Raw genomic sequence first — 21,332 nt, forward strand, 5'->3', positions numbered from 1 at the left:
CAGGAGCCAAAGCTATGAATGTACCTTTTAGCTACTCATCACCCACCCTGAGCGTTGAGGCGTTAAAGCACTCTATTGCTTATAAGCTGATGTTTATCATCGGCAAAGATCCGGCTATCGCTAACAAACATGAATGGCTCAACGCCACGCTGTTCGCCGTTCGCGATCGCATGGTCGAGCGCTGGCTGCGTTCAAACCGGGCGCAGCTCTCTCAGGAAGTGCGCCAGGTTTACTATCTGTCGATGGAGTTTTTGATTGGCCGTACCTTGTCCAACGCGCTGCTATCGCTCGGTATTTATGAGGACGTGAACAGCGCGCTGGAAGAGATGGGGCTGAATCTTGAAGAACTGATTGACGAAGAGAACGACCCGGGCCTGGGCAACGGCGGTCTTGGTCGTCTGGCTGCCTGCTTCCTCGACTCGCTGGCGGCGCTGGGTTTGCCGGGCCGCGGCTACGGTATTCGCTACGACTACGGGATGTTTAAGCAGAATATCGTCGACGGGCGGCAGAAAGAGTCCCCGGACTACTGGCTGGAGTACGGCAACCCGTGGGAGTTCGAGCGCCACAATACGCGCTACAAAGTGCGCTTCGGCGGCCGCATTCAGCAGGAAGGTAAACATTCCCGCTGGGTGGAGACCGAAGAGATTATTGCCGAAGCCTACGATCAGATCATCCCGGGTTTCGACACCGACGCTACCAACACGCTGCGTCTGTGGAGCGCGCAGGCCAGCAGCGAGATCAACCTCGGTAAATTCAACCAGGGCGACTACTTCGCGGCGGTGGAAGATAAAAACCACTCCGAGAACGTGTCGCGGGTGCTCTATCCGGATGACTCCACCTATTCCGGGCGCGAGCTGCGCCTGCGCCAGGAGTATTTCCTCGTGTCGGCGACGGTGCAGGATATCCTCAGCCGTCACTACCAGCTGCATAAAACCTACGCCAATCTGGCGGACAAAATCGCGATTCACCTCAACGACACGCACCCGGTGCTGTCGATTCCGGAGCTGATGCGCCTGCTGATTGACGAGCATAAGTTTAGCTGGGATGAGGCGTTCGAGGTGACCTGCCAGGTCTTCTCCTATACCAACCATACCCTGATGAGCGAAGCGCTGGAGACCTGGCCCGTCGATATGCTGGGTAAAATCCTGCCGCGTCATTTGCAGATTATTTTCGAGATTAACGACTACTTCCTGAAGACCCTGCAGGAGCAGTATCCCAACGATACGGCGATGCTGGGCCGTACGTCGATTATCGACGAGTCTAACGGGCGTCGCGTACGCATGGCGTGGCTGGCGGTGGTGGTAAGCCACAAGGTCAACGGCGTGTCGGAGCTGCACTCCCGGCTGATGGTCGAGTCGCTGTTTGCCGAATTTGCCAAAATCTTCCCGATGCGCTTTACCAACGTCACGAACGGCGTCACTCCGCGCCGCTGGCTGGCGCTGGCGAATCCGCCGCTGTCGAAAGTGCTGGATGAAAATATCGGCCACACCTGGCGTACGGATTTAAGCCAGCTGAAGGAGCTGGAGCAGCATATTGACTATCCGAAGGTTAACCAGGCGGTGCGCCAGGCCAAGCTGGAAAACAAGCAGCGGCTGGCGAACTACATCGGCCAGCAGCTTAACGTGGTGGTCAACCCGAAAGCCCTGTTCGATGTGCAGATCAAGCGTATTCACGAGTACAAACGTCAGCTAATGAACGTGCTGCATGTGATCACCCGCTACAATCGCATTAAGGCCGATCCCGACGCCGAGTGGGTACCGCGCGTGAATATCTTCGCCGGCAAGGCGGCTTCGGCTTACTACATGGCGAAGCATATTATTCATTTAATCAATGACGTCGCGGCGGTGGTGAATAACGATCCGGACGTTGGCGATAAGCTGAAAGTGGTGTTCATTCCTAACTACAGCGTAAGCCTCGCGCAGCTCATCATTCCGGCGGCGGATCTCTCCGAGCAGATCTCGCTGGCGGGGACGGAGGCGTCCGGTACCAGCAACATGAAGTTCGCGCTTAACGGCGCGTTAACCATCGGTACCCTGGACGGGGCTAACGTTGAGATGCAGGAGCACGTCGGGGCGGATAATTTCTTTATCTTCGGTAATACGGCGGAAGAGGTTGAAGCCCTGCGGGCTAACGGCTACAAACCGCGTGATTACTATGAGCAGGATGAAGAGCTGCACCAGGCGCTGACGCAGATCGGCACCGGCCTGTTCAGCCCATCGGAGCCGGGACGCTACCGTGACCTGCTGGATTCGCTGATTAACTTCGGCGACCACTATCAGGTTCTGGCGGATTACCGTAGCTACGTGGATTGTCAGGATAAGGTGGATGAGCTGTACCGTCATCCGGAGGAGTGGGCCAATAAAGCGATGCTGAATATCGCCAATATGGGCTACTTCTCTTCCGACCGCACGATTAAGGAGTATGCCGACCATATCTGGCATATCGATCCGGTAAGGTTGTAACGGATTAGTCATAAAAAACGGGGCCTACAGGCCCCGTTACTGTTTGCGGTGTTACGACGCCAGCGACAGCTCAGACTTTCCCGCGTGCTGCGCCAGCCACTCGCTGATGCGCGCCTGCTGCTCGTCATTCAGCCACATACCTTGTTTAGTGCGACGCCAGATCGCGTCATCCAGCGAACGAACCCATTCGTGCTCAACCAGATAGCGCAGTTCGGCTTCAAAAAACTCATGGCCGAAATGCTCACCCAGATCGTCCAGTGAGGTCGCCTTATCAAGGATTAGCTCACTGTTGCTGCCGTAGGTGCGGGCGTAATGGCGGGCCATCGATTCGCTGATAAACGAAAAGCGGCGGCGCAGTTTCGCCGCGTAGTCGTCACGGTCGCTGCCGATATCGCCGCCGGGCAGCACCGCGGTTTTGGTCCATGCCGGGCCGATGCCTTTGTAGTAAGGCGTCAGTTTCTCCAGCGCATGCTCGGCCAGCTTGCGATAGGTGGTCAGCTTGCCGCCAAAGACCGACAGCAGCGGCGCCTGCCCGTTATCATCATGGATATCAAGAGTGTAATCGCGGGTGATCGCCTGCGGCGAGTCGGATTCATCGTCGCACAGCGGGCGCACGCCGGAGTAGGTCCAGACGATATCGTCCCGCGTGAGAGGCTTTTTAAAGTGGGCGTTATAGACGTTCAGCAGGTAGTTAACTTCGTTGTCGTCGATCGCTACCGCTTTAGGATCGCCTTTATACTCCACGTCGGTGGTGCCGATGATGGAAAATTCATCCATCCACGGGATCACAAACACAATGCGTTTATCTTCATTTTGCAGGATGTAGGCCTGTTTCTGCGTGTGCACGCGCGGTACCACGATATGGCTGCCCTTGATCAAGCGAATACCGTACGGCGAGCGCAGATGCATCCCTTCGTCGAAGAACTGTTTGACCCACGGGCCGGTGGCGTTAACCAGACCGCGCGCCTGCCAGGTAAACTTCTCGCCGCTATCAATATCTTCGGCTTCGACAATCCACAAACCGTTTTCACGTTTTGCCGAGATGGCGCGGGTCCGCGTGCGCACTTCCCCGCCTTTACGCACAACCATCTGGGCATTGGCCAGCACCAGACGCGCATCGTCAACCCAGCAGTCGGAATATTCGAAACCGCGCACGATTTCAGGTTTAAGTACCGATTCTGTGCCAAAACGCAACCCGGTTGAGCCGGGTAAGCTGGTGCGCTTGCCCAGATGATCGTACATAAACAGGCCAATGCGGATCATCCACGCCGGACGCAGGTGCGGGCGATGCGGTAAACGAAAGCGCATCGGGAAGGCGATATGCGGGGCCATTTTCAACAACACTTCGCGTTCGGCCAGCGCTTCGCTCACCAGGCGGAACTCATAGTGTTCAAGGTAGCGCAGCCCGCCGTGAATCAGCTTTGAGCTGGCGCTGGATGTGGCGCAGGCAAGGTCGCTTGCCTCCAGCATCAGTACGGATAAACCACGCCCTGCGGCGTCTGCCGCGATACCGGCACCGTTGATGCCTCCCCCTATCACAATCAGATCTTTGGTTTCCACGCTCGCCACCTCTTACACTTTCGTTTAAGCTCACAAATGTTCGATATCGCTCAATATAGCAAACAATCGCGCTATTGGTAACATCAAAAAAACATTTCAGAGTGATGCGTGTAACATATTGGCGTTTATTTAGCGCCAGGCTGTACACTAGACGCTAAAATGCAGGGCGTTTCGCCGCCTGCCTGTATATCCGTATATAAAGAAGAGAGCTTATGGATCGCTTTGAATGTATTAACGTAGAAGAAGCCCACCAGAAAATGCACCAGCAGACGGCGGTGCTGGTCGATATTCGCGACCCGCAAAGCTATGCGATGGGCCACACGCCGGGCGCATTCCATCTGACCAACGATACGCTGGGCGCGTTTATGCGCGACAACGACTTTGATACGGCGGTCATGGTGATGTGCTATCACGGCAATAGCAGCAAAGGCGCCGCGCAGTATCTGCTGCAGCAGGGTTACGACAAGGTTTACAGCGTGGACGGCGGGTTTGATGCCTGGCACCGGCATTTTCCGGCGGAAGTCGCGCATGGCGCACTTTAGGCGTTAGCGCCGGTTGTGGCTATAATATCTCCCTTTGTGTGGAATAAGCGATCCGCTGCATGTTAATGATTACCTCTTTTGCCAACCCGCGCGTGGCCCAGGCGTTTGTCGACTATATGGCGACGCAGGGCATTATTCTGACTATTCAGCAGCATACGCAGAGCGATATCTGGCTGGCTGATGAGTCCCAGGCCGGACGCGTACAGGCCGAGCTGGCCCGCTTTCTGGAAAATCCCGCCGATCCGCGTTACCTCGCCGCCAGCTGGCAGTCGGGGCACACCAATAGCGGGCTGCACTACCAGCGCTTTCCCTTTTTAGCGACGCTTCGCCATAACGCCGGGCCGGTGACCTGGGGCGTGCTCTTCGCCTGCATCGCCGTCTTTGTCCTGCAAACGGTCATTGGCGATCAACCGGTCATGCTGCTGCTGGCCTGGCCCTACGATCCTTCGCTGAAATTTGAAGTCTGGCGCTACTTTAGCCATGCGCTTATGCACTTCTCGCTGATGCATATTCTGTTCAACCTGCTATGGTGGTGGTACCTCGGCGGAGCGGTAGAAAAGCGCATCGGCAGCGGCAAGCTGGTGGTGATTACGGTGATCGCCGCTTTGCTGAGCGGCTTTGTGCAGCATCAGTTCAGCGGCCCGTGGTTTGGCGGACTCTCCGGCGTAGTCTATGCGCTAATGGGCTATGTCTGGCTACGGGGCGAGCGCGATCCGCAGAGCGGCGTTTATTTACAGCGCGGCTTGATACTCTTCTCTTTAGTATGGTTAATTGCTGGATGGTTTGATGTTTTCGGCATGTCGATTGCGAACGGTGCGCACGTGGCCGGTCTGGTGACCGGGCTGGCGATGGCGTTTGTTGATACGCAGAATGTGCGAAAACGAACGTAGAGATTCCCAGGGATATTTCATGAAACAAACACAACGTCATGACGCGATTATCGAGCTGGTAAAAAAACAGGGATACGTCAGTACCGAAGAGCTTGTCGAGCAGTTTGCCGTCAGCCCGCAGACCATTCGCCGCGATCTGAATGATTTAGCCGATCAGAAAATGATTCTGCGTCATCACGGCGGAGCTGCGCTGCCGTCCAGCTCGGTGAATACGTCCTGGCACGACAGAAAATCGACCCAGACCCATGAAAAAGAGCGCATCGCCCGCAAGGTGGCGAGCGAAATCCCCGATGGCGCGACGCTGTTTATCGATATCGGTACCACGCCGGAAGCGGTGGCCCACGCGCTGCTTAACCATAACGATCTGCGCATCGTCACCAATAACCTCAACGTCGCCAATACGCTGATGGTGAAAGAGGACTTCCGCATTATCCTGGCCGGCGGCGAGCTGCGCAGCCGGGATGGCGGTATTATCGGTGAGGCCACCCTGGACTTTATCTCCCAGTTTCGCCTTGATTTCGGCATTCTCGGCATCAGCGGTATCGACAGCGATGGCTCGCTACTGGAGTTCGACTACCACGAAGTGCGCACCAAACGGGCGATTATTGAAAACTCCCGCCACGTGATGCTGGTCGTTGACCATTCTAAATTTGGCCGTAATGCGATGGTCAACATGGGCAGCATCAGTATGGTTGATGCGGTCTACACCGATGTGATGCCGCCCGCCGGCGTACTGAAGGTGATTACCGATAACAACCTTCAGCTGGAGCTGTGCTGAACCTTTAGCATTTCCGGGTCATGCCAGAGCGTTGCTCCGCCTGACGCGCGCGATTGATGGCGGATGTTGATGAGTGACGGGATTATCTCCGCCGCCAGGCGGAGGGAAACCTGCCGCCGGCGATGACGTAACGGTTATGTTGCCTGAAGCGAGCCGATAGCGGCTTAAACCCCGTATCCCATCATTTTCAACAGCTGCTGGGCATGCTGAACGGCATCCTGGCGGTGCGCCACCCCCAGCTTCTGATACAAGTTACGGATATGCGTTTTAATCGTAGTGGCGGCCACGTCCAGCTCACCGGCGATCTGCTCGTTGCTGTAGCCGGAATAGATAAGTCCCAGGACCTGCCATTCGCGCTGGGTCAGCGGGCTGGTGCGGATAAGCTCCGGCACTTCCGGGTGGTTCAGCAGCCGTTCGACGAAGCTCTCGTCAAAGTGGGCGAACTTATGCCGATGATGCTGGTTGATATCGCGCAGAATACGCTGGGCGCGGTGCTGCTCCAGCTCCGGCAGCGTATTGAGCTGAATCAGCTGGCGCAGCTGCTGCGCCATCGCTTCGCCTTCAATGACAAAATGATTAATAAACCCGGTGCGGTTAGCGAGGGTGAGCGCTTCCAGCAGCGCTTTTTGCGCTTCGCTCTTACGCCCGGCCTGCCAGTAGAGCTGGTTGAGCAGCAGCAGGTTGCGGTTCAGGTCGCTCATCAAACGCAGCGAGCGGGCGTTATCGTTTAGCTCTTCCAGCACCATTTCGGCGGAATCAAAATCGCCGAGCAGGATCTGCGCGCGGGCGATATTGCGCCACTGGCTCTGCAAGAAATGGTTGTTAGCGAATTCCGGTTTTGGCGTCTGGCGCAGCCAGTTTGCCGCGGCGGCTTTATCGCCGATCATCTGCCAGTAGATCACCCGGACTTTGTCGGCATTGGATACCCAGTCGCTATGGTAATGGCCGTTGCCCAGCAGGTTTTCCAGGCGATTCAAATGGCTGCGGGCGTTATCCAGGTCGCCCCGTGCCAGCGAGCACTGTACCATCAGCGTCAGGCACTGCAGCTGCTGCTGCGGCTGATAGGAGGAAAGCACGTTCATGCCGCTGCGCGCGGAGGTCTCCGCTTCATCCAGCCGCGCCCAGGCCCACAGCAGCTGGGAGCGAATCCGCAGCAGGAACTCGTGCATCGGCAGCTGCTCAAGGTGCTGTTCGCGAATCAGCTGGAACGCTTTTTCCTGAATTTCCCAGGCGGCCTGCAGGAAACCCTGCGCAAAGAGGATTTCGCTTTGCTGGATCATGCTCCATAACGCGTAGTGCCAGACGTCATGACGGCGGGCCATCTGTTCCGTCTGCTGCATGACCGCCAGCGATTTGCTCAGCTGGCCTTTGCAGTGCAGAACTTCACCGTGTACGGATGTGGCAACGATACGGCTGTAGTAGCTGGCCAGCGGCAGTTCATCAAGGGCCACCATCGCCAGGCGCTCGGCTTCGTCCTGATCGCCTGCGTTGATCGCCACCTGGGCGCGCAGGGCGTTGAAATCCCCGTGCATGGCGGTGTCCATTTCCGTATCCATCTCCTGCTCGGCGCGCGCCAGCAGGGTATTCACTTCGCTATAGCGGTGCTGGCTCTGCATCAGCCAGGCCTGCAAAAGAATTAAACGCGGGTTTTCCAGCAGGTTTGACCACGGCAGCGCGGCGAGGGACTGCTCCAGCAAACTCAGTTCGCTGTGGTTAAACATGCCCCACGCGTGGTTGAGCAGAATATCGCGCAGCATTTTGGCGTCACCCGCGGCCAGGGCGTGGTGAATGGCTTCGCTCGGGAAGCCTTGCGCCATCCAGCTTTCTGCCGCCGCACGGTGAATTTCCGGCAGCTCAACCGCCAGCTCCCACTGGCAGCGCTGGCGCAGGAAGTTGCCGAACAGCGGATGGTAGCGGAACCATTCGCCGGAATCGTCCATCCGCTGCAGGAATAAGCCCTGACGTTCAATTTCTTCCAGCTGCATCTGGCCATTCTCTTCGCCGGTAACGCGGACGATGAGCGCATCGTTCATTGAACGCAGTACCGAACTTTTCAGCAGGAAATTACGCGTCCGCGGGTCCACGTTATCCAGCACCTCATCGACCAGATAGTCAGAAAGATGGCTGGCGTTAATGCCGGCAAGACGACGAGCGGAGTGGTGGGCGGAAGTATTGTTCTGGCGCGCCGAGAGGGCAATCAGCTGTAGCGCGGTGGCCCAGCCGGCAACATCGTCGCACAGCCTTTTGCTGTCGTCGGCCTCAATGGGCGAACTGAGACGACAGTCGAAAAACTGCTTGGCTTCCTGATGGGTAAAAGCCAACTGCTGGCTGCCGATTTCCAGCAGCTGATCGCGCACGCGCAGGTTGGCGATACCCAGCTGCGGCAGATTACGCGACAGCACCACCAGCGTCATATTTTCTGGCTGATGGCGGAGGAAGAAACGCATTGCGTCATGAATCACCGGATTGCTGATCAGATGGTAATCATCAATCACCAGGAACAGCGGGCGCTGCCAGTCGGCCAGTTCAATAAACAGTTGTGCGAAGAGGGAAGGCAGGCTGGCGTACTGGCGCTTTTGCACCATCGCTTCGCTGGCCGCGCAGTGGCCGCCGGTTGCCTGTTGAACGGCGGCGATAAGATAGCTGGCAAAACGCTCCTGTTGGTTATCGCCTTCATCCAGGGAGAACCAGCCGAGATCGTTTTTCCCCGCCGCCCATTGAGACACGAGCGTGGTCTTACCGTAGCCAGCCGGGCTGGTCACCAACGCGAGACGATAATTGTTCGCGCCGGAAAGTTTCGCCAGCAATCGCTCACGAACCACAGTGTGTTCAAGGCGGACCGGGCGACTTAATTTAGACGGAATCAACATAGTTCTTCATTTCGCTGTGCAAGGGAGGAGTTGCGAATTTTTTTGCGCTTCGTAATTAATATCCAATAAGGTCGGCCATAATGAATTTTATTGCAAGTTATGTCCGAGTTTTATGCTCTTGAATTTGCTCTATGTCACAAATTTGGACATAGAGAGAAATTCACAGAAATCCGCGTCAGCGTGCGCGGTTATTGGGATTGCGCAGGTTACAGGCACGATAAGCTAATCTTTTATTACAAAATTAGTAGCTGTTTGTTTTTAATAAAATATTATCAGCGAAATCTTATAAGTCATCTTTTTGAGCTATTTCTACATTAAAGTACGTTTATTCCCCTGATATTTACTTTTATTTGGCAATATTTACACAACGGCATTTCGCTTGCTTTTATCGTCCTGGCTTGTAACAAAATTTTGAGCGCCAGGCGGGCCGGTTTGTTGTTTCGGTATGGCGAATTTTGCAGCATAATTTTTGCCGGTAGGCTAACGTAATAGTGGCCACGATCACACTTTTCGCTCATCCCTGCTACTCCTCCCCGGCTAATCCCTGGCGGGATGAGGACGCGACTCCGGGAGGTCGGCACACTAACGCTAACGTTTTAGTAAAGGACCCGGATTACTTATGTCACAGACTTCTTTTAACAAAGCTCAGTTTCAGGCTGCACTGACGCGTCAGTGGCAGCATTTTGGTTTACAGTCCGCTTCCGAGATGACCCAGCGTCAGTGGTGGCGCGCCGTTAGCGGTGCGCTGTCCGAGCTGTTGTCGGCTCAGCCGGTAGCGAAAGCGGCCGAAGGGCAGCGCCACGTAAACTATATCTCCATGGAGTTTTTGATTGGTCGCCTGACCGGCAACAACCTGCTTAACCTTGGCTGGTATCAGCAGGTCAGCGATGAGCTTCAGGCCCACGACATTAATTTGACCGACCTGCTGGAAGAGGAAATCGACCCGGGTCTGGGCAACGGCGGTCTTGGCCGTCTGGCGGCTTGTTTCCTTGATTCAATGGCTACCGTTGGCCAGTCGGCGACCGGCTACGGCCTGAACTACCAGTACGGTCTGTTCCGCCAGTCTTTCGCTGACGGCCAGCAGATGGAAGCGCCGGATGACTGGGGGCGTAATAGCTACCCGTGGTTCCGCCACAACGAAGCCCTGGACGTGCAGGTTGGCCTCGGCGGTAAAGTGACCAAAAGCGGTGAGTGGATACCGGCATTCGTGATTACCGGCGAAGCCTGGGATCTGCCGGTGCTGGGCTACCGCAACAACGTGGCTCAGCCGCTGCGCCTGTGGCAGGCTAAGCACGCGCATCCGTTTAACCTGACCAAATTCAACGACGGCGATTTCCTGCGTGCCGAACAGCAGGGCATTGACGCCGAAAAACTGACGAAAGTTCTCTACCCGAACGATAACCATCAGGCGGGTAAAAAACTGCGTCTGATGCAGCAGTACTTCCAGTGCGCCTGCTCGGTTGCCGATATTCTGCGTCGCCACCATCTGGCGGGCCGCAAGCTGGCGGAGCTGGCGGATTATGAAGTCATCCAGCTTAACGATACTCACCCGACGATTGCGATTCCGGAACTGCTGCGCGTGCTGATTGATGAGCATCAGCTGAGCTGGGACGACGCCTGGGCGATTACCAGCAAAACCTTCGCGTATACCAACCACACCCTGATGCCGGAAGCGCTGGAGTGCTGGGATGAGAAGCTGGTGAAAGCGCTGCTGCCGCGCCACATGCAGATCATCAAACAGATTAACGACCGCTTTAAAACGCTGGTGGATAAAACCTGGCCGGGCGATAAGCAGGTATGGGCGAAACTGGCGGTGGTGCACGATAAACAGGTTCGCATGGCGAACATGTGCGTGGTGAGCGGCTTTGCGGTTAACGGCGTTGCCGCGCTGCACTCCGACCTGGTGGTGAAAGATCTGTTCCCGGAATATCACCAGCTGTGGCCGAATAAATTCCATAACGTCACCAACGGTATTACCCCGCGCCGCTGGATCAAACAGTGCAACCCGGCTCTGGCCGCGCTGCTGGATAAAACCCTGAAGAAAGAGTGGGCCAACGATCTCGACCAGCTGATCAACCTCGAAAAATATGCCGATGACGCTAAGTTCCGTCAGACGTATCGCGACATTAAGCTGGCCAACAAGGTTCGTCTGGCGGAGTTTGTGAAGCGGCGTACCGGTATCGAGATTAATCCGCAGGCGATTTTCGATATCCAGATTAAACGTCTGCACGAGTACAAACGTCAGCACCTCAATCTGCTGAACATCCTCGCGCAGTACAAAGAAATCCGCGAGAACCCGCAGGCGGACCGCGTACCGCGCGTGTTCCTGTTCGGTGCGAAAGCGGCGCCGGGCTACTACCTGGCGAAGAATATTATCTGGGCGATCAACAAGGTTGCCGCAGCGATCAATAACGATCCGCTGGTTGGCGATAAGCTGAAAGTGGTATTCCTGCCGGACTACTGCGTCTCGGCGGCGGAAATGCTGATCCCGGCGGCGGATGTCTCCGAGCAGATCTCTACGGCGGGTAAAGAGGCCTCCGGTACTGGCAATATGAAGCTGGCGCTGAACGGCGCGCTGACCGTGGGAACCCTGGACGGGGCGAACGTGGAAATCGCTGAGCAGGTGGGCGACGAAAACATCTTTATCTTCGGTCATACCGTGGAAGAAGTGAAAGCGCTGAAGGCCAAAGGCTACGATCCGCTGAAATGGCGTAAGAAAGACAAGCTGCTGGACGCGGTGCTGAAAGAGCTGGAGAGCGGCAAATATAGCGATGGCGATAAGCATGCCTTTGACCAGATGCTGCATAGCCTGCTGAAAGGCGGCGATCCGTACCTGGTGCTGGCTGATTTTGAAGCCTACGTGGCGGCGCAGAAGCAGGTTGATGCGCTGTATCGCGACCAGGAGGCCTGGACGCGCGCAGCGATCCTGAACACCGCGCGCTGCGGCATGTTCAGCTCCGACCGCTCGATTCGCGATTATCAGCAACGTATCTGGCAGGCAAAACGCTAAGGACAGGCCTATGGAGACTAAACGCCTTGATAACGCTGCCCTGGCGGCGGGAATAAGCCCAAGCTACATCAACGCTCACGGAAAGCCGCAGTCCATTGCTGCGGTGACCAAGCAGCGGCTGCTTGATGCGATGCATCGTACAGCGACCGCCGTGAAGGCGGCGGTTAACCCGCTGCCTGCGGTGCAGGTGTTCACCTACGGCAAAAAGATGTCTCTGCCGGTGGCGGGCCAGGGGGAGTTCCACTGGATCCTCACCACCGAAGAAGGGAAACAGTATCAGGGCCAGGCGCGCGGCGGTGAAACGCTGCCGCTGCCGGCAAGATTGCCGGAAGGGTACCACACGCTGACGCTGACTCAGGACGGCGACCGCTGGCACTGCCGGGTCATCGTTGCGCCCGCGCGCTGCTACGAACCGCAGGCGCTGAAGGATGGCAAGAAGCTGTGGGGAACCTGCGTACAGCTGTATACGCTGCGCTCGGAGAAGAACTGGGGGATTGGCGACTTCGGCGATTTACGCGCGATGCTGCCGGAAATCGCCCACCGCGGCGGTGCGTTTATCGGGCTTAACCCGATTCACGCGCTCTATCCGGCTAATCCGGAGAGCGCCAGTCCGTACAGCCCCTCTTCACGCCGCTGGCTCAACGTTATCTATATTGATGTCAATGCGGTAGAGGATTTCCGACACAGCAAAGAGGCGCAGAAATGGTGGCAATCACCGGCTACGCAGCAGGCCCTACAGGCCGCGCGTCAGACCGATGATGTTGACTACACCGCCGTGACCGCCCTTAAGCTCACTGCGCTGCGCATGGCCTGGAAAGGTTTTTCCGCACGTAACGATGAGACGACGGCGGAGTTCCGTCAGTTTGTGGCGCGCGAGGGGGAAAGCCTGTACTGGCAGGCGGCGTTTGACGCGCTGCACGCCTGGCAGGTTAAGCAGGATCCGCTGCGCTGGGGCTGGCCCGCGTGGCCGAAGGCTTATCAGGATACCGATAGCCCGGAGGTTAAAGCGTTCTGCACCGAACACGCCGATGAGGTGAATTTTTACCTGTGGCTGCAGTGGCTCGCTTTCACTCAGTTTGCCGAATGCTGGCATACCAGCCAGAACGACGCTATGCCGATCGGCCTGTATCGCGACCTGGCGGTGGGCGTTGCGGAAGGCGGGGCGGAAACCTGGTGCGATCGCGAGCTGTACTGCCTGAAAGCTTCCGTCGGCGCGCCGCCGGATATCCTGGGCCCGCTGGGACAAAACTGGGGCCTGCCGCCGATGGATCCGCATATCATCGTGGCGCGCGCCTATGAGCCGTTTGTCGAACTGCTGCGCGCCAACATGCAAAACTGCGGGGCGCTGCGCATCGATCACGTGATGTCGGTGCTGCGTTTGTGGTGGATCCCTTACGGTGAAACGGCCGATCACGGCGCCTATGTGCAGTACCCGGTCGACGATCTGTTGTCGATTCTGGCGCTGGAGAGTAAGCGTCATCGCTGTATGGTGATCGGCGAGGATCTGGGAACCGTACCGGTAGAGATCGTCGTTAAGCTGCGTAAAAGCGGCGTTTACTCTTACAAAGTGCTCTATTTCGAAAATGACCACGAGAAGACTTTCCGTGCGCCGAAGGCGTATCCGGAGCAATCAATGGCTGTGGCTACGACGCATGACCTGCCAACGCTGCGCGGCTACTGGGAAAGCGGCGACCTGACGCTGGGTAAATCGCTTGGCCTGTATCCGGATGCGGTGGTACTGCGCGGACTGTATCAGGACCGCGAGCGGGCGAAGCAGGGGCTGCTGGACGCTCTGCACCGCTACGGCTGTCTGCCGAAGCGTACCGGGCACAAAGCGTCGCTGATGGCGATGACGTCGACCCTCAATCGTGGAATGCAGCGCTATATTGCCGACAGCAACAGCGCCCTGCTGGGCCTGCAGCCGGAAGACTGGCTGGAGATGGCCGAGCCGGTCAATATTCCGGGCACCAGCACGGAGTATCCAAACTGGCGTCGCAAGCTCTCCACCACCCTCGAGGCGATGTTTGCCGATGAGCAGGTGAATAAGCTGCTTAAGGATCTGGATAAGCGGCGTAAGGCGGCGAGTAAGAAGAAGCCTGCGTGATGTCAACGCGATAAAAAAGCCGGGAAGCGATTCCCGGCTTTTTCATTTCTGCGGACCCGATTAGCGTTTCGGCCCCGCGGCCACCAGCGCAGCGCCCGCCGGCGTATCGGTGTACTTCTCGAAGTTCTCAATAAACAGCTTCGCCAGCTGTTCCGCTTTCTCCTGCCACTGCTCCGGCGATCCGTAGGTGTTGCGCGGGTCGAGGATATGGGTATCCACACCGGGAAGCTCGGTCGGGATCTGCAGCTCAAACATCGGCAGAGTGAAGGTTTCGGCGTTGTCCAGCGAACCATCAAGAATGGCGTCGATAATGGCGCGAGTATCTTTGATAGAGATACGTTTACCGGTACCGTTCCAGCCGGTGTTGACCAGATAGGCCTGCGCGCCGGACGCCTGCATGCGCTTCACCAGTACTTCCGCGTACTGCGTCGGGTGCAGCGACAGGAACGCCGCGCCAAAGCAGGCGGAGAAGGTTGGCGTCGGCTCCGTAACGCCGCGCTCGGTACCTGCCAGTTTGGCGGTGAAGCCAGACAGGAAATGGTACTGGGTCTGGTCGGCGGTCAGGCGAGAAACCGGTGGCAGGACGCCAAAGGCGTCGGCGGTCAGGAAGATAACCTTGGTGGCATGACCGGCCTTAGAGATCGGCTTAACGATGTTCTCGATATGGTTGATCGGATAAGAGACGCGGGTGTTTTCGGTCTTCGAACCGTCGTTAAAATCGACGGTGCCGTCGGCCAGCACCACCACGTTCTCCAGCAGCGCATCGCGGCGAATCGCATGGTAGATATCCGGCTCCGCGGCTTCGGAAAGCTTAATGGTCTTGGCGTAGCAGCCGCCTTCGAAGTTGAAGACCCCGTCGTCATCCCAGCCGTGTTCGTCATCGCCAATCAGACGGCGTTTCGGATCGGTAGAGAGGGTGGTCTTGCCGGTACCGGAAAGGCCGAAGAAGATGGCGACATCCTCTTTTTCCCCTACGTTGGCGGAGCAGTGCATGGAGGCGATGCCCTTCAGCGGCAGCAGGTAGTTCATGATCGAGAACATCCCTTTTTTCATTTCGCCGCCGTACCAGGTGCCGCCGATGAGCTGAATGCGCTCGGTCAGGTTGAACGCGACGAAGTTCTCGGAGTTCAGACCCTGTTCTTTCCACTGCGGGTTGGTGCACTTGGCGCCGTTCATCACGATGAAGTCCGGCTTGAAGTTTGCCAGCTCTTCATCGCCTGGTCGGATAAACATGTTCTTCACGAAATGCGCTTGCCAGGCGACTTCGGTAATAAAGCGGACGCTCAGGCGGGTGTCGGCATTGGCGCCGCAGAAGGCGTCAACGATAAACAGACGCTTGCCGGAGAGCTGGCGGGTCACCAGCCCCTTCAGGTGCTGCCACGTTTCCTCAGAGAGCGGCTTGTTGTCGTTCTTGCCTTTGCCTTTATCAGCCCACCACACCGTATCGCGGGTGGTGTCGTCACGAACGATATACTTATCTTTTGGAGAACGGCCGGTAAAAATACCGGTATCTACGGCGATTGCACCAAGATTTGTTAATACGCCACGTTCATAGCCTTCCAGATTGGGGGCGAGCTCTTCTTCATACAAAGTATCGTAGCTGGGGTTATGAACGATATCCTGGACGTCATTGATACCATAAGCCTTGAGATCCTGCGGGGTTAAACCATTATTAACGCGCATGTCACTGCTCCTTAGCCAATATGTACTGCTTTAAATTGTAGGGTTTATTACGGGGTATAGACCGCGACCAGGCTCATAGATTTACGTATCTCGACAAACGGCGGACTTACGAAAAACGTTGTGACTCCTGTCACGAGGCGTAGGGGATTATCTCAGGAATTGGGGCATAGTTGGGGGTAGATGTTTCTTAATGGTTAAAAAGTAATTAAAAAAACTGTTGAAATGTGAATGTAATCGCTTACCTGAAAGAAAATTACGTAACTCTTTCATGGGGAATCGATTCACCACGCGCAGAAAAAGCGTTGACGCCAGGCGCGAAAAGGGAAACCGCGCCTGACGAAGCGATGATTAGTGGAGCTGCGGGTCGGCCGGGGAGGCGTTGTTACGAATTTCGGCAATATCCATCGCATTAAAGATGTAGTGATTACCGCAGTAGTCGCAGTGCATATCGATTTCACCTTCATCGGCCAGGATGCTATCGATCTCCTCATCCGGCAGCGTTTTCAGCGCGCCGGCGCAGCGCTCGCGAGAGCAGGTGCATTTAAACTCGACGTTCTGCGGCTCGTAAACGGTGACTTCTTCTTCGTGATACAAGCGCCAGAGCACATCGTTTGCTGGCAGGGTAAACAGCTCTTCAGCTTTGATGGTCTCAGTCAGGGTGCTCAGATGTTCGAAATCCGCCGCCTGTGCGTCCTGCGCCGGCAGAACCTGCAGCAGCATGCCGCCGGCCATCGGTTTACCGTCGTGTTCACCGCTACGAATGATCAGTCGGGTCGGCAGCTGTTCGGAGCGCTGGAAGTAATCTTCGAGGCAGGCCGCAAGGGTATCCCCCTCGAGACCGACCACGCCCTGATAGCGTTCGCCCTCTTCCGGAGAGATGGTAATGACCAGATATCCGTTACCGACCATGGTTTTCAGGTCCGCCCCTTCCGGGATCTCGCCCTGGACGCGGGCTACACCGCGCATCTGCTGCTGGTTGTTGCCGTTGATCACCGCCAGCGACAGCGGGCCATCGCCCTGCAGCTGAACGGTAATATCGCCGGCGAACTTCAGCGTGGCGGTCAGCAGGCTGGTGGCAACCAGCAGTTCCGCCAGCACGGTTTTCACCGGCTGCGGGTAGCTATGGTTGGTCAGAATCTGTTCTAAAGTTTCTGAAACGGTTACCAGCTCACCGCGTACGGCATAGTTTTCAAACAGATAGCGGTGTAATTGATCGTGTTGAGTCATAATCATCTCTCTTGCGGGCCACAGTTATTCACTATCGCCGTGTTTAAATCTCATCAGGTCGCGGCGCTCTTTCTTATCCGGTCGCCTGTCGGGATGCGGCATGGTTAACGCGTTCATCTTCCGCGCCAGCGCCATTTTCTCGCGTTTCTCGATGCTCTCCGCCGTCTCTTCATAAAGCGCGACGGCTTCACTGGCGGGTCTGCGCTGTTCGGTAATGCCCTTTACCACGATGGTTCGTTCGTCATTACCCTGGCGAAGCAGCAGGGTCGCGTTCAGCTCGACCACTTTGCCCGGCTTACTGCGTTGTCCGTTATAGTGCACCTTGCCGCCTTCAATCATCTCGCGCGCCAGCGCACGGGTTTTATAAATGCGGGCCGCCCACAGCCATTTGTCCAGCCTGACGGCTTCGACGGGTTTTTCTTTCATGGCCTCTCCTGTTATAGGGTCAGCGAGGGGATCAGATGCCGGTAGTCATTCAACCCCGGATGGCGAGCGTAGCTTTTTTCCGCCAGCCCGGAATCGGGGTTGGTGATACCGAGGCAATAGCGGATGCCGTACTCCGCCGCCGCGTCCAGAATCGCCTCGTTATCGTCGACGAAGAGCGTATTACGCGCGTCGAAGCCGGTTTCTTCAGCCACGGCGTGCCACAGCCGCTGATCTTCTTTCGGATAACCAAATGTGTGGGTGGAAAGCAATAAATCAAGGTGTGCATCCAGCCCGGTGTGCTTTAGCTTCACCGCCAGATTATGCGGATGGGCGTTGGTCAGCAAAATCCGCCGTTTGCCGCTGTTTTTTAGCGCCTCGAGGAACGGCACGGTATCTTCACGCAGCGCGGCCCTTGGCCCCTGCTCGCTGGTCATCGCACAAATATCCAAACCCAGGCGCTCGCTCCAGTAGTCCAGGCAGTACCAGTTTAGCGTATGTTGCACCGCGTGGTACTCCTGGCGCATTGCGTCCCTGGCTTCCTGCAGGTTGAGACCCCGCGCGGCGCCCCAGGTTTCCGGCACCAGTTTTTGCCAGAAGTAGTTGTCGAAGGCGAGGTCGAGCAGTGTGCCGTCCATATCCAGCAGAACGGTATCAACCTCCTGCCAGGCGATATCAAAATGCATGGTGAGTCTCCAGCGAGGGGGAAATTGCGCGACAGGGTATCATACCCGGTCGCGCAGAGAATTATTCTTGCGGTTCCGGCGAGGAAAGGAGATCCGGATTCAGGCAGCTTTCGTAGTATTTCTGAATCTCTTCCTGACGCTGGCGATGGCGCTGATAGCGACGAAAAGCCTGAAGGCCGTGATACGCCGTACAGCCCAGCATGGTCAGCAGCAGCAGCGTGGTGCCGAGATAGCGCCACAGACCGGTGCGATCGGGAATACGATGCAGGTTGATGTGCTGCGTCCCGTTGGCATCGGTATAAAGATTGGTGACGATGCCTTCTGCCTGGAACGGCGTGTGCATTAACATGCCCGCCAGGCGCTGCAGTTCGCTCCACTGCTGGTGTGCAGGGAAGTCGTATAACCCGGTGCCTGGCCATGGCTGATTCACCAGGTCGCTGCCTTCATCGCTGGCAATCAGGAAACCGCCTGGCGCCGGGCTATTCAGCGCCTGCGCCGCGCGCGAGGTTTCACGGCTGATGAACGGGGCGGTGGAGGTGGTGACCAGATTCTCCAGCGACTCCGCGCTTACCGGGCGTAACAGGACGTTGACGCCATCCAGCTTACCCGCGTTTGCGCGTTTGGTCAGGGTTTCCCAGTTGCGGGTATTACCGAGGTTAACCAGCGCATTCTTCAAACGAACGCAATCGTCTTTCGCAGAGCACAGGTCGTTAGTTTTGGTGACGATATCGCCAAAGTCATCCAGCAGCACCATGCCTGACTTCTGAATGGCGGAGCGCAGCGCCGGGCTGACGCGCGAATCGTCATCGGATTCGGGATGGAGCTGGCGCTGAACGGTCTGCATCAGGGCGGTGGCCTTACTGACGATATCTGACTCCGGCAGCGGCAGGGGAGGGGCATCATTCCAGACGATTTGTGAACAATCGAACGGCATAAACGGCGAGTTCTCTTTTGCCGTCCAGGCGCCCGGCGAGTGGATGTTGCACATTCCAGTGCCTTTCAGGCGCAGCGTGTCGCCGATGCGAATCTTTGACTTCTCCAGCTGGGCAACCGTCGTGGCTTCGATAGTTTGTGCGCCCTTGAGCCATGAAAGGGTGAATTTAAAGGGCATATTCAGCGGTACGCTGGCCCACAGCATCACGACGACCAGCAGCGCGCCCAGGGCGATAATCGCGCTGCGAAGCCAGTGCTGAAGCGGGAAGTTTTTAACCTCATCATGCAGCGACAGGAAGCGCCCCTGGCGGACAACGTGGCGGCTAAGATAGATGTCGATATCCGTTTGTTGGCCGAGGTCCTGCGCGATCCACGGCTGCCAGTGGCGCGGGTAGATAAGATCGATAATGCCGAGGGAAATATTATTGATATGTTCCTGGTCGTTTTCACCAAACAGCCCCCAGCGTTTAGGCATGCCGCGCAGGCAGTGAATTTCCCGCAGCGATGTTTTACGTGGGGGGGCGTAAATACCCCATATGCCCGCAAGCAGGAGAAGCAACCCGCCGCCCAGTAGCCAGGGGGAAAAAACGTTGGGAGTCATCAGGCTGCAATAAAACAGCAGGAAAGCGGTGACCACCAGGATGGCTTCGCGCAGACCGTCAGGGCGGCTGAGCGCGTACTCTTCAGGGGTTTCCGGGCGGATGTTCAGCAGCTCAATTTGTTCGCTCTCTTCTCCGCGGATGGAAGCCTGAGGCTCGGAGGATTTTTCAAGCGCCAACCCTCGGGACTCGTGCGGGTAGTCGCTGAGAGTTTGCCCGTTGAGAGCAATCACCAGCGGCAGGCTATCGGTGGAGATTAATTCGACGCTGTTTTCATCATTGATGTGTTGTTCCCAGAAGGGGGGAAGATGAATTTCAACGGAATCAAGGAAGTAGCGCCATTTGTTGAGGTCGTCGGTGGTGATGCCGTAACGAGTGATGGCTCGGGTGACGCTATAAACGGTGCCACTCTGTTCGTTCAGGGTCAGGTTTACCGGCGCGCTGCTGGCGCCTGATGCCGGCAGCTGCTGGTTGCGGCTGAGACGGTCGAGGTATTTTTCTACGGCGCTGCGCTCTTCATCGGAAAGCTTGCGCGTCGCGGCATCGCTAAAGGCCTGCAGCAGCGGCAGGCGACGACGTCTTGCATGCGTGCGATACCACCACCCGATAATCAATGCGCAGATTAGCAGAGCTATCAAAAATATCAGAAAGGTGCCCATGCCCATCCCATCATAGTTATTCTTTTCTTACTGGTATCGTCGGTTGCCATTCATCAATGGAGGTAAAACAGCCGTCGCAATCGGCACTCTGTTAAAGCGGGAACATCTCTTATGCAAAGCAGCAGCATACAACCTTATCAAAAACGTTAAAATCCAGGAATCAGTATATTCTCAAATACTATTCAACCTATTGACTTTTTAGTCATTGTGATAATCGGGCTCGGGACGGGAAAGTTGCAACTATGTAAATTAGTAGCGATTAGGATTGCCGAAACCGTGCTGCGTATCGCACAATGGCCGCTGTAATCACAGCATAGACCGATGACAATGAGCAAATCATTACAAAAACCCACTATTCTCAACGTTGAAACAGTCGCGCGCTCGCGCCTTTTTAATGTTGAAAGCGTGGACCTCGAGTTCAGCAACGGCGTGCGCCGAGTGTATGAACGGATGCGGCCTTCTACCCGTGAAGCCGTGATGATTGTGCCGATTGTCGATGACCATATAATCTTGATTCGCGAATACGCTGTCGGTACGGAATCCTATGAGCTGGGCTTCTCAAAAGGCCTGATCGATCCGGGTGAAAGCGTACTGGAGGCCGCCAACCGCGAGCTAAAAGAAGAGGTCGGCTTTGGCGCGCAAAAACTGACGTTTTTGAAAAAGCTGAGCATGGCCCCCTCCTACTTCTCCAGCAAGATGAACATTCTGGTGGCGGAAGATCTTTATCCGGAATCGCTGCCCGGCGACGAGCCCGAGCCGCTGCCCCAGGTTCGCTGGCCGCTGTCGCAGCTGATGACGCTGCTTGATGAAGAAGACTTTAACGAAGCGCGTAACGTTAGCGCGCTGTTCCTGCTGCGCGAATGGCTGCAGGCTCAGGGGCGGCTGTAGCGTCACTCCCGGATAACG

The 21,332-nt window shown here is 56.5% G+C and carries 14 protein-coding genes; 7 read left to right on the plus strand and 7 right to left on the minus strand.

Annotated elements, in window-relative coordinates:
- Positions 1–14: 14 nt before the first annotated feature.
- The gene (gene glgP / locus ABLU87_RS09445) at positions 15–2,462 is read left to right on the plus strand and encodes a glycogen phosphorylase (RefSeq protein ID WP_014227071.1); all 2,448 of its coding nucleotides are present in this window, start codon (positions 15–17) and stop codon (positions 2,460–2,462) included.
- Positions 2,463–2,513: 51 nt separating this feature from the next.
- On the opposite strand, the gene glpD is transcribed toward glgP, so the two are convergent.
- A complete protein-coding gene (glpD, locus tag ABLU87_RS09450) occupies positions 2,514–4,022 on the minus strand; it encodes a glycerol-3-phosphate dehydrogenase (protein ID WP_004854978.1) in 1,509 nt (502 codons plus the stop codon).
- A 212-nt stretch (positions 4,023–4,234) separates the two neighbouring features.
- Between glpD and glpE the strand changes: the two genes are divergently transcribed.
- Genes glpE through ABLU87_RS09465 form a run of 3 tightly spaced genes read left to right on the plus strand, consistent with a single transcriptional unit; the run spans position 4,235 to position 6,232 of the window.
- Positions 4,235–4,564 (plus strand): thiosulfate sulfurtransferase GlpE, encoded by a 330-nt coding sequence (gene glpE, locus ABLU87_RS09455; protein WP_004126086.1) that lies wholly within the window; start codon positions 4,235–4,237, stop codon positions 4,562–4,564.
- Positions 4,565–4,623: 59 nt separating this feature from the next.
- Positions 4,624–5,454, plus strand: a complete 831-nt coding sequence (gene glpG / locus ABLU87_RS09460) for a rhomboid family intramembrane serine protease GlpG (protein ID WP_014227070.1) — start codon at positions 4,624–4,626, stop codon at positions 5,452–5,454.
- Between the two features lie 19 nt (positions 5,455–5,473).
- Positions 5,474–6,232 (plus strand): DeoR/GlpR family transcriptional regulator, encoded by a 759-nt coding sequence (locus ABLU87_RS09465; protein WP_025107850.1) that lies wholly within the window; start codon positions 5,474–5,476, stop codon positions 6,230–6,232.
- Between the two features lie 164 nt (positions 6,233–6,396).
- Here the strand turns inward: ABLU87_RS09465 and malT are convergent, their stop codons facing one another.
- On the minus strand, positions 6,397–9,102 hold the full coding sequence (gene malT, locus ABLU87_RS09470; RefSeq protein WP_122116816.1) for an HTH-type transcriptional regulator MalT: 2,706 nt from the start codon (positions 9,100–9,102) through the stop codon (positions 6,397–6,399).
- Between the two features lie 619 nt (positions 9,103–9,721).
- On the opposite strand from malT, the gene malP reads away from it, so the two are divergent.
- Together malP and malQ are read left to right on the plus strand one after the other, a co-directional pair.
- Complete coding sequence (gene malP, locus ABLU87_RS09475; protein WP_025107849.1) at positions 9,722–12,112, plus strand: maltodextrin phosphorylase; 2,391 nt, start codon at positions 9,722–9,724, stop codon at positions 12,110–12,112.
- A 10-nt stretch (positions 12,113–12,122) separates the two neighbouring features.
- Positions 12,123–14,216, plus strand: coding sequence for a 4-alpha-glucanotransferase (gene malQ / locus ABLU87_RS09480; RefSeq protein WP_122116815.1), 2,094 nt, complete (start codon positions 12,123–12,125; stop codon positions 14,214–14,216).
- A 60-nt stretch (positions 14,217–14,276) separates the two neighbouring features.
- Here malQ and pckA read toward each other — a convergent pair whose 3' ends face one another.
- The 5 genes from pckA to ABLU87_RS09505 form a co-directional block, all read right to left on the minus strand.
- Positions 14,277–15,899, minus strand: coding sequence for a phosphoenolpyruvate carboxykinase (ATP) (pckA, locus tag ABLU87_RS09485; RefSeq protein WP_014227066.1), 1,623 nt, complete (start codon positions 15,897–15,899; stop codon positions 14,277–14,279).
- 348 nt (positions 15,900–16,247) lie between these two features.
- Positions 16,248–17,132, minus strand: coding sequence for an Hsp33 family molecular chaperone HslO (gene hslO, locus ABLU87_RS09490; protein WP_160741635.1), 885 nt, complete (start codon positions 17,130–17,132; stop codon positions 16,248–16,250).
- A gap of 18 nt (positions 17,133–17,150) precedes the next feature.
- On the minus strand, positions 17,151–17,552 hold the full coding sequence (gene hslR, locus ABLU87_RS09495) for a ribosome-associated heat shock protein Hsp15 (protein WP_014227064.1): 402 nt from the start codon (positions 17,550–17,552) through the stop codon (positions 17,151–17,153).
- 11 nt (positions 17,553–17,563) lie between these two features.
- The gene (gene yrfG, locus ABLU87_RS09500) at positions 17,564–18,235 is read right to left on the minus strand and encodes a GMP/IMP nucleotidase (protein ID WP_029946960.1); all 672 of its coding nucleotides are present in this window, start codon (positions 18,233–18,235) and stop codon (positions 17,564–17,566) included.
- Between the two features lie 61 nt (positions 18,236–18,296).
- Positions 18,297–20,426, minus strand: a complete 2,130-nt coding sequence (locus tag ABLU87_RS09505) for an intracellular growth attenuator family protein (RefSeq protein WP_122116814.1) — start codon at positions 20,424–20,426, stop codon at positions 18,297–18,299.
- A 327-nt stretch (positions 20,427–20,753) separates the two neighbouring features.
- Between ABLU87_RS09505 and nudE the strand changes: the two genes are divergently transcribed.
- The gene (gene nudE / locus ABLU87_RS09510; RefSeq protein WP_004854946.1) at positions 20,754–21,314 is read left to right on the plus strand and encodes an ADP compounds hydrolase NudE; all 561 of its coding nucleotides are present in this window, start codon (positions 20,754–20,756) and stop codon (positions 21,312–21,314) included.
- Positions 21,315–21,332 lie beyond the last annotated feature (18 nt).

Source organism: Klebsiella sp. CB_Kp196, from assembly GCF_040061575.1.
GTDB lineage: Bacteria > Pseudomonadota > Gammaproteobacteria > Enterobacterales > Enterobacteriaceae > Klebsiella > Klebsiella michiganensis.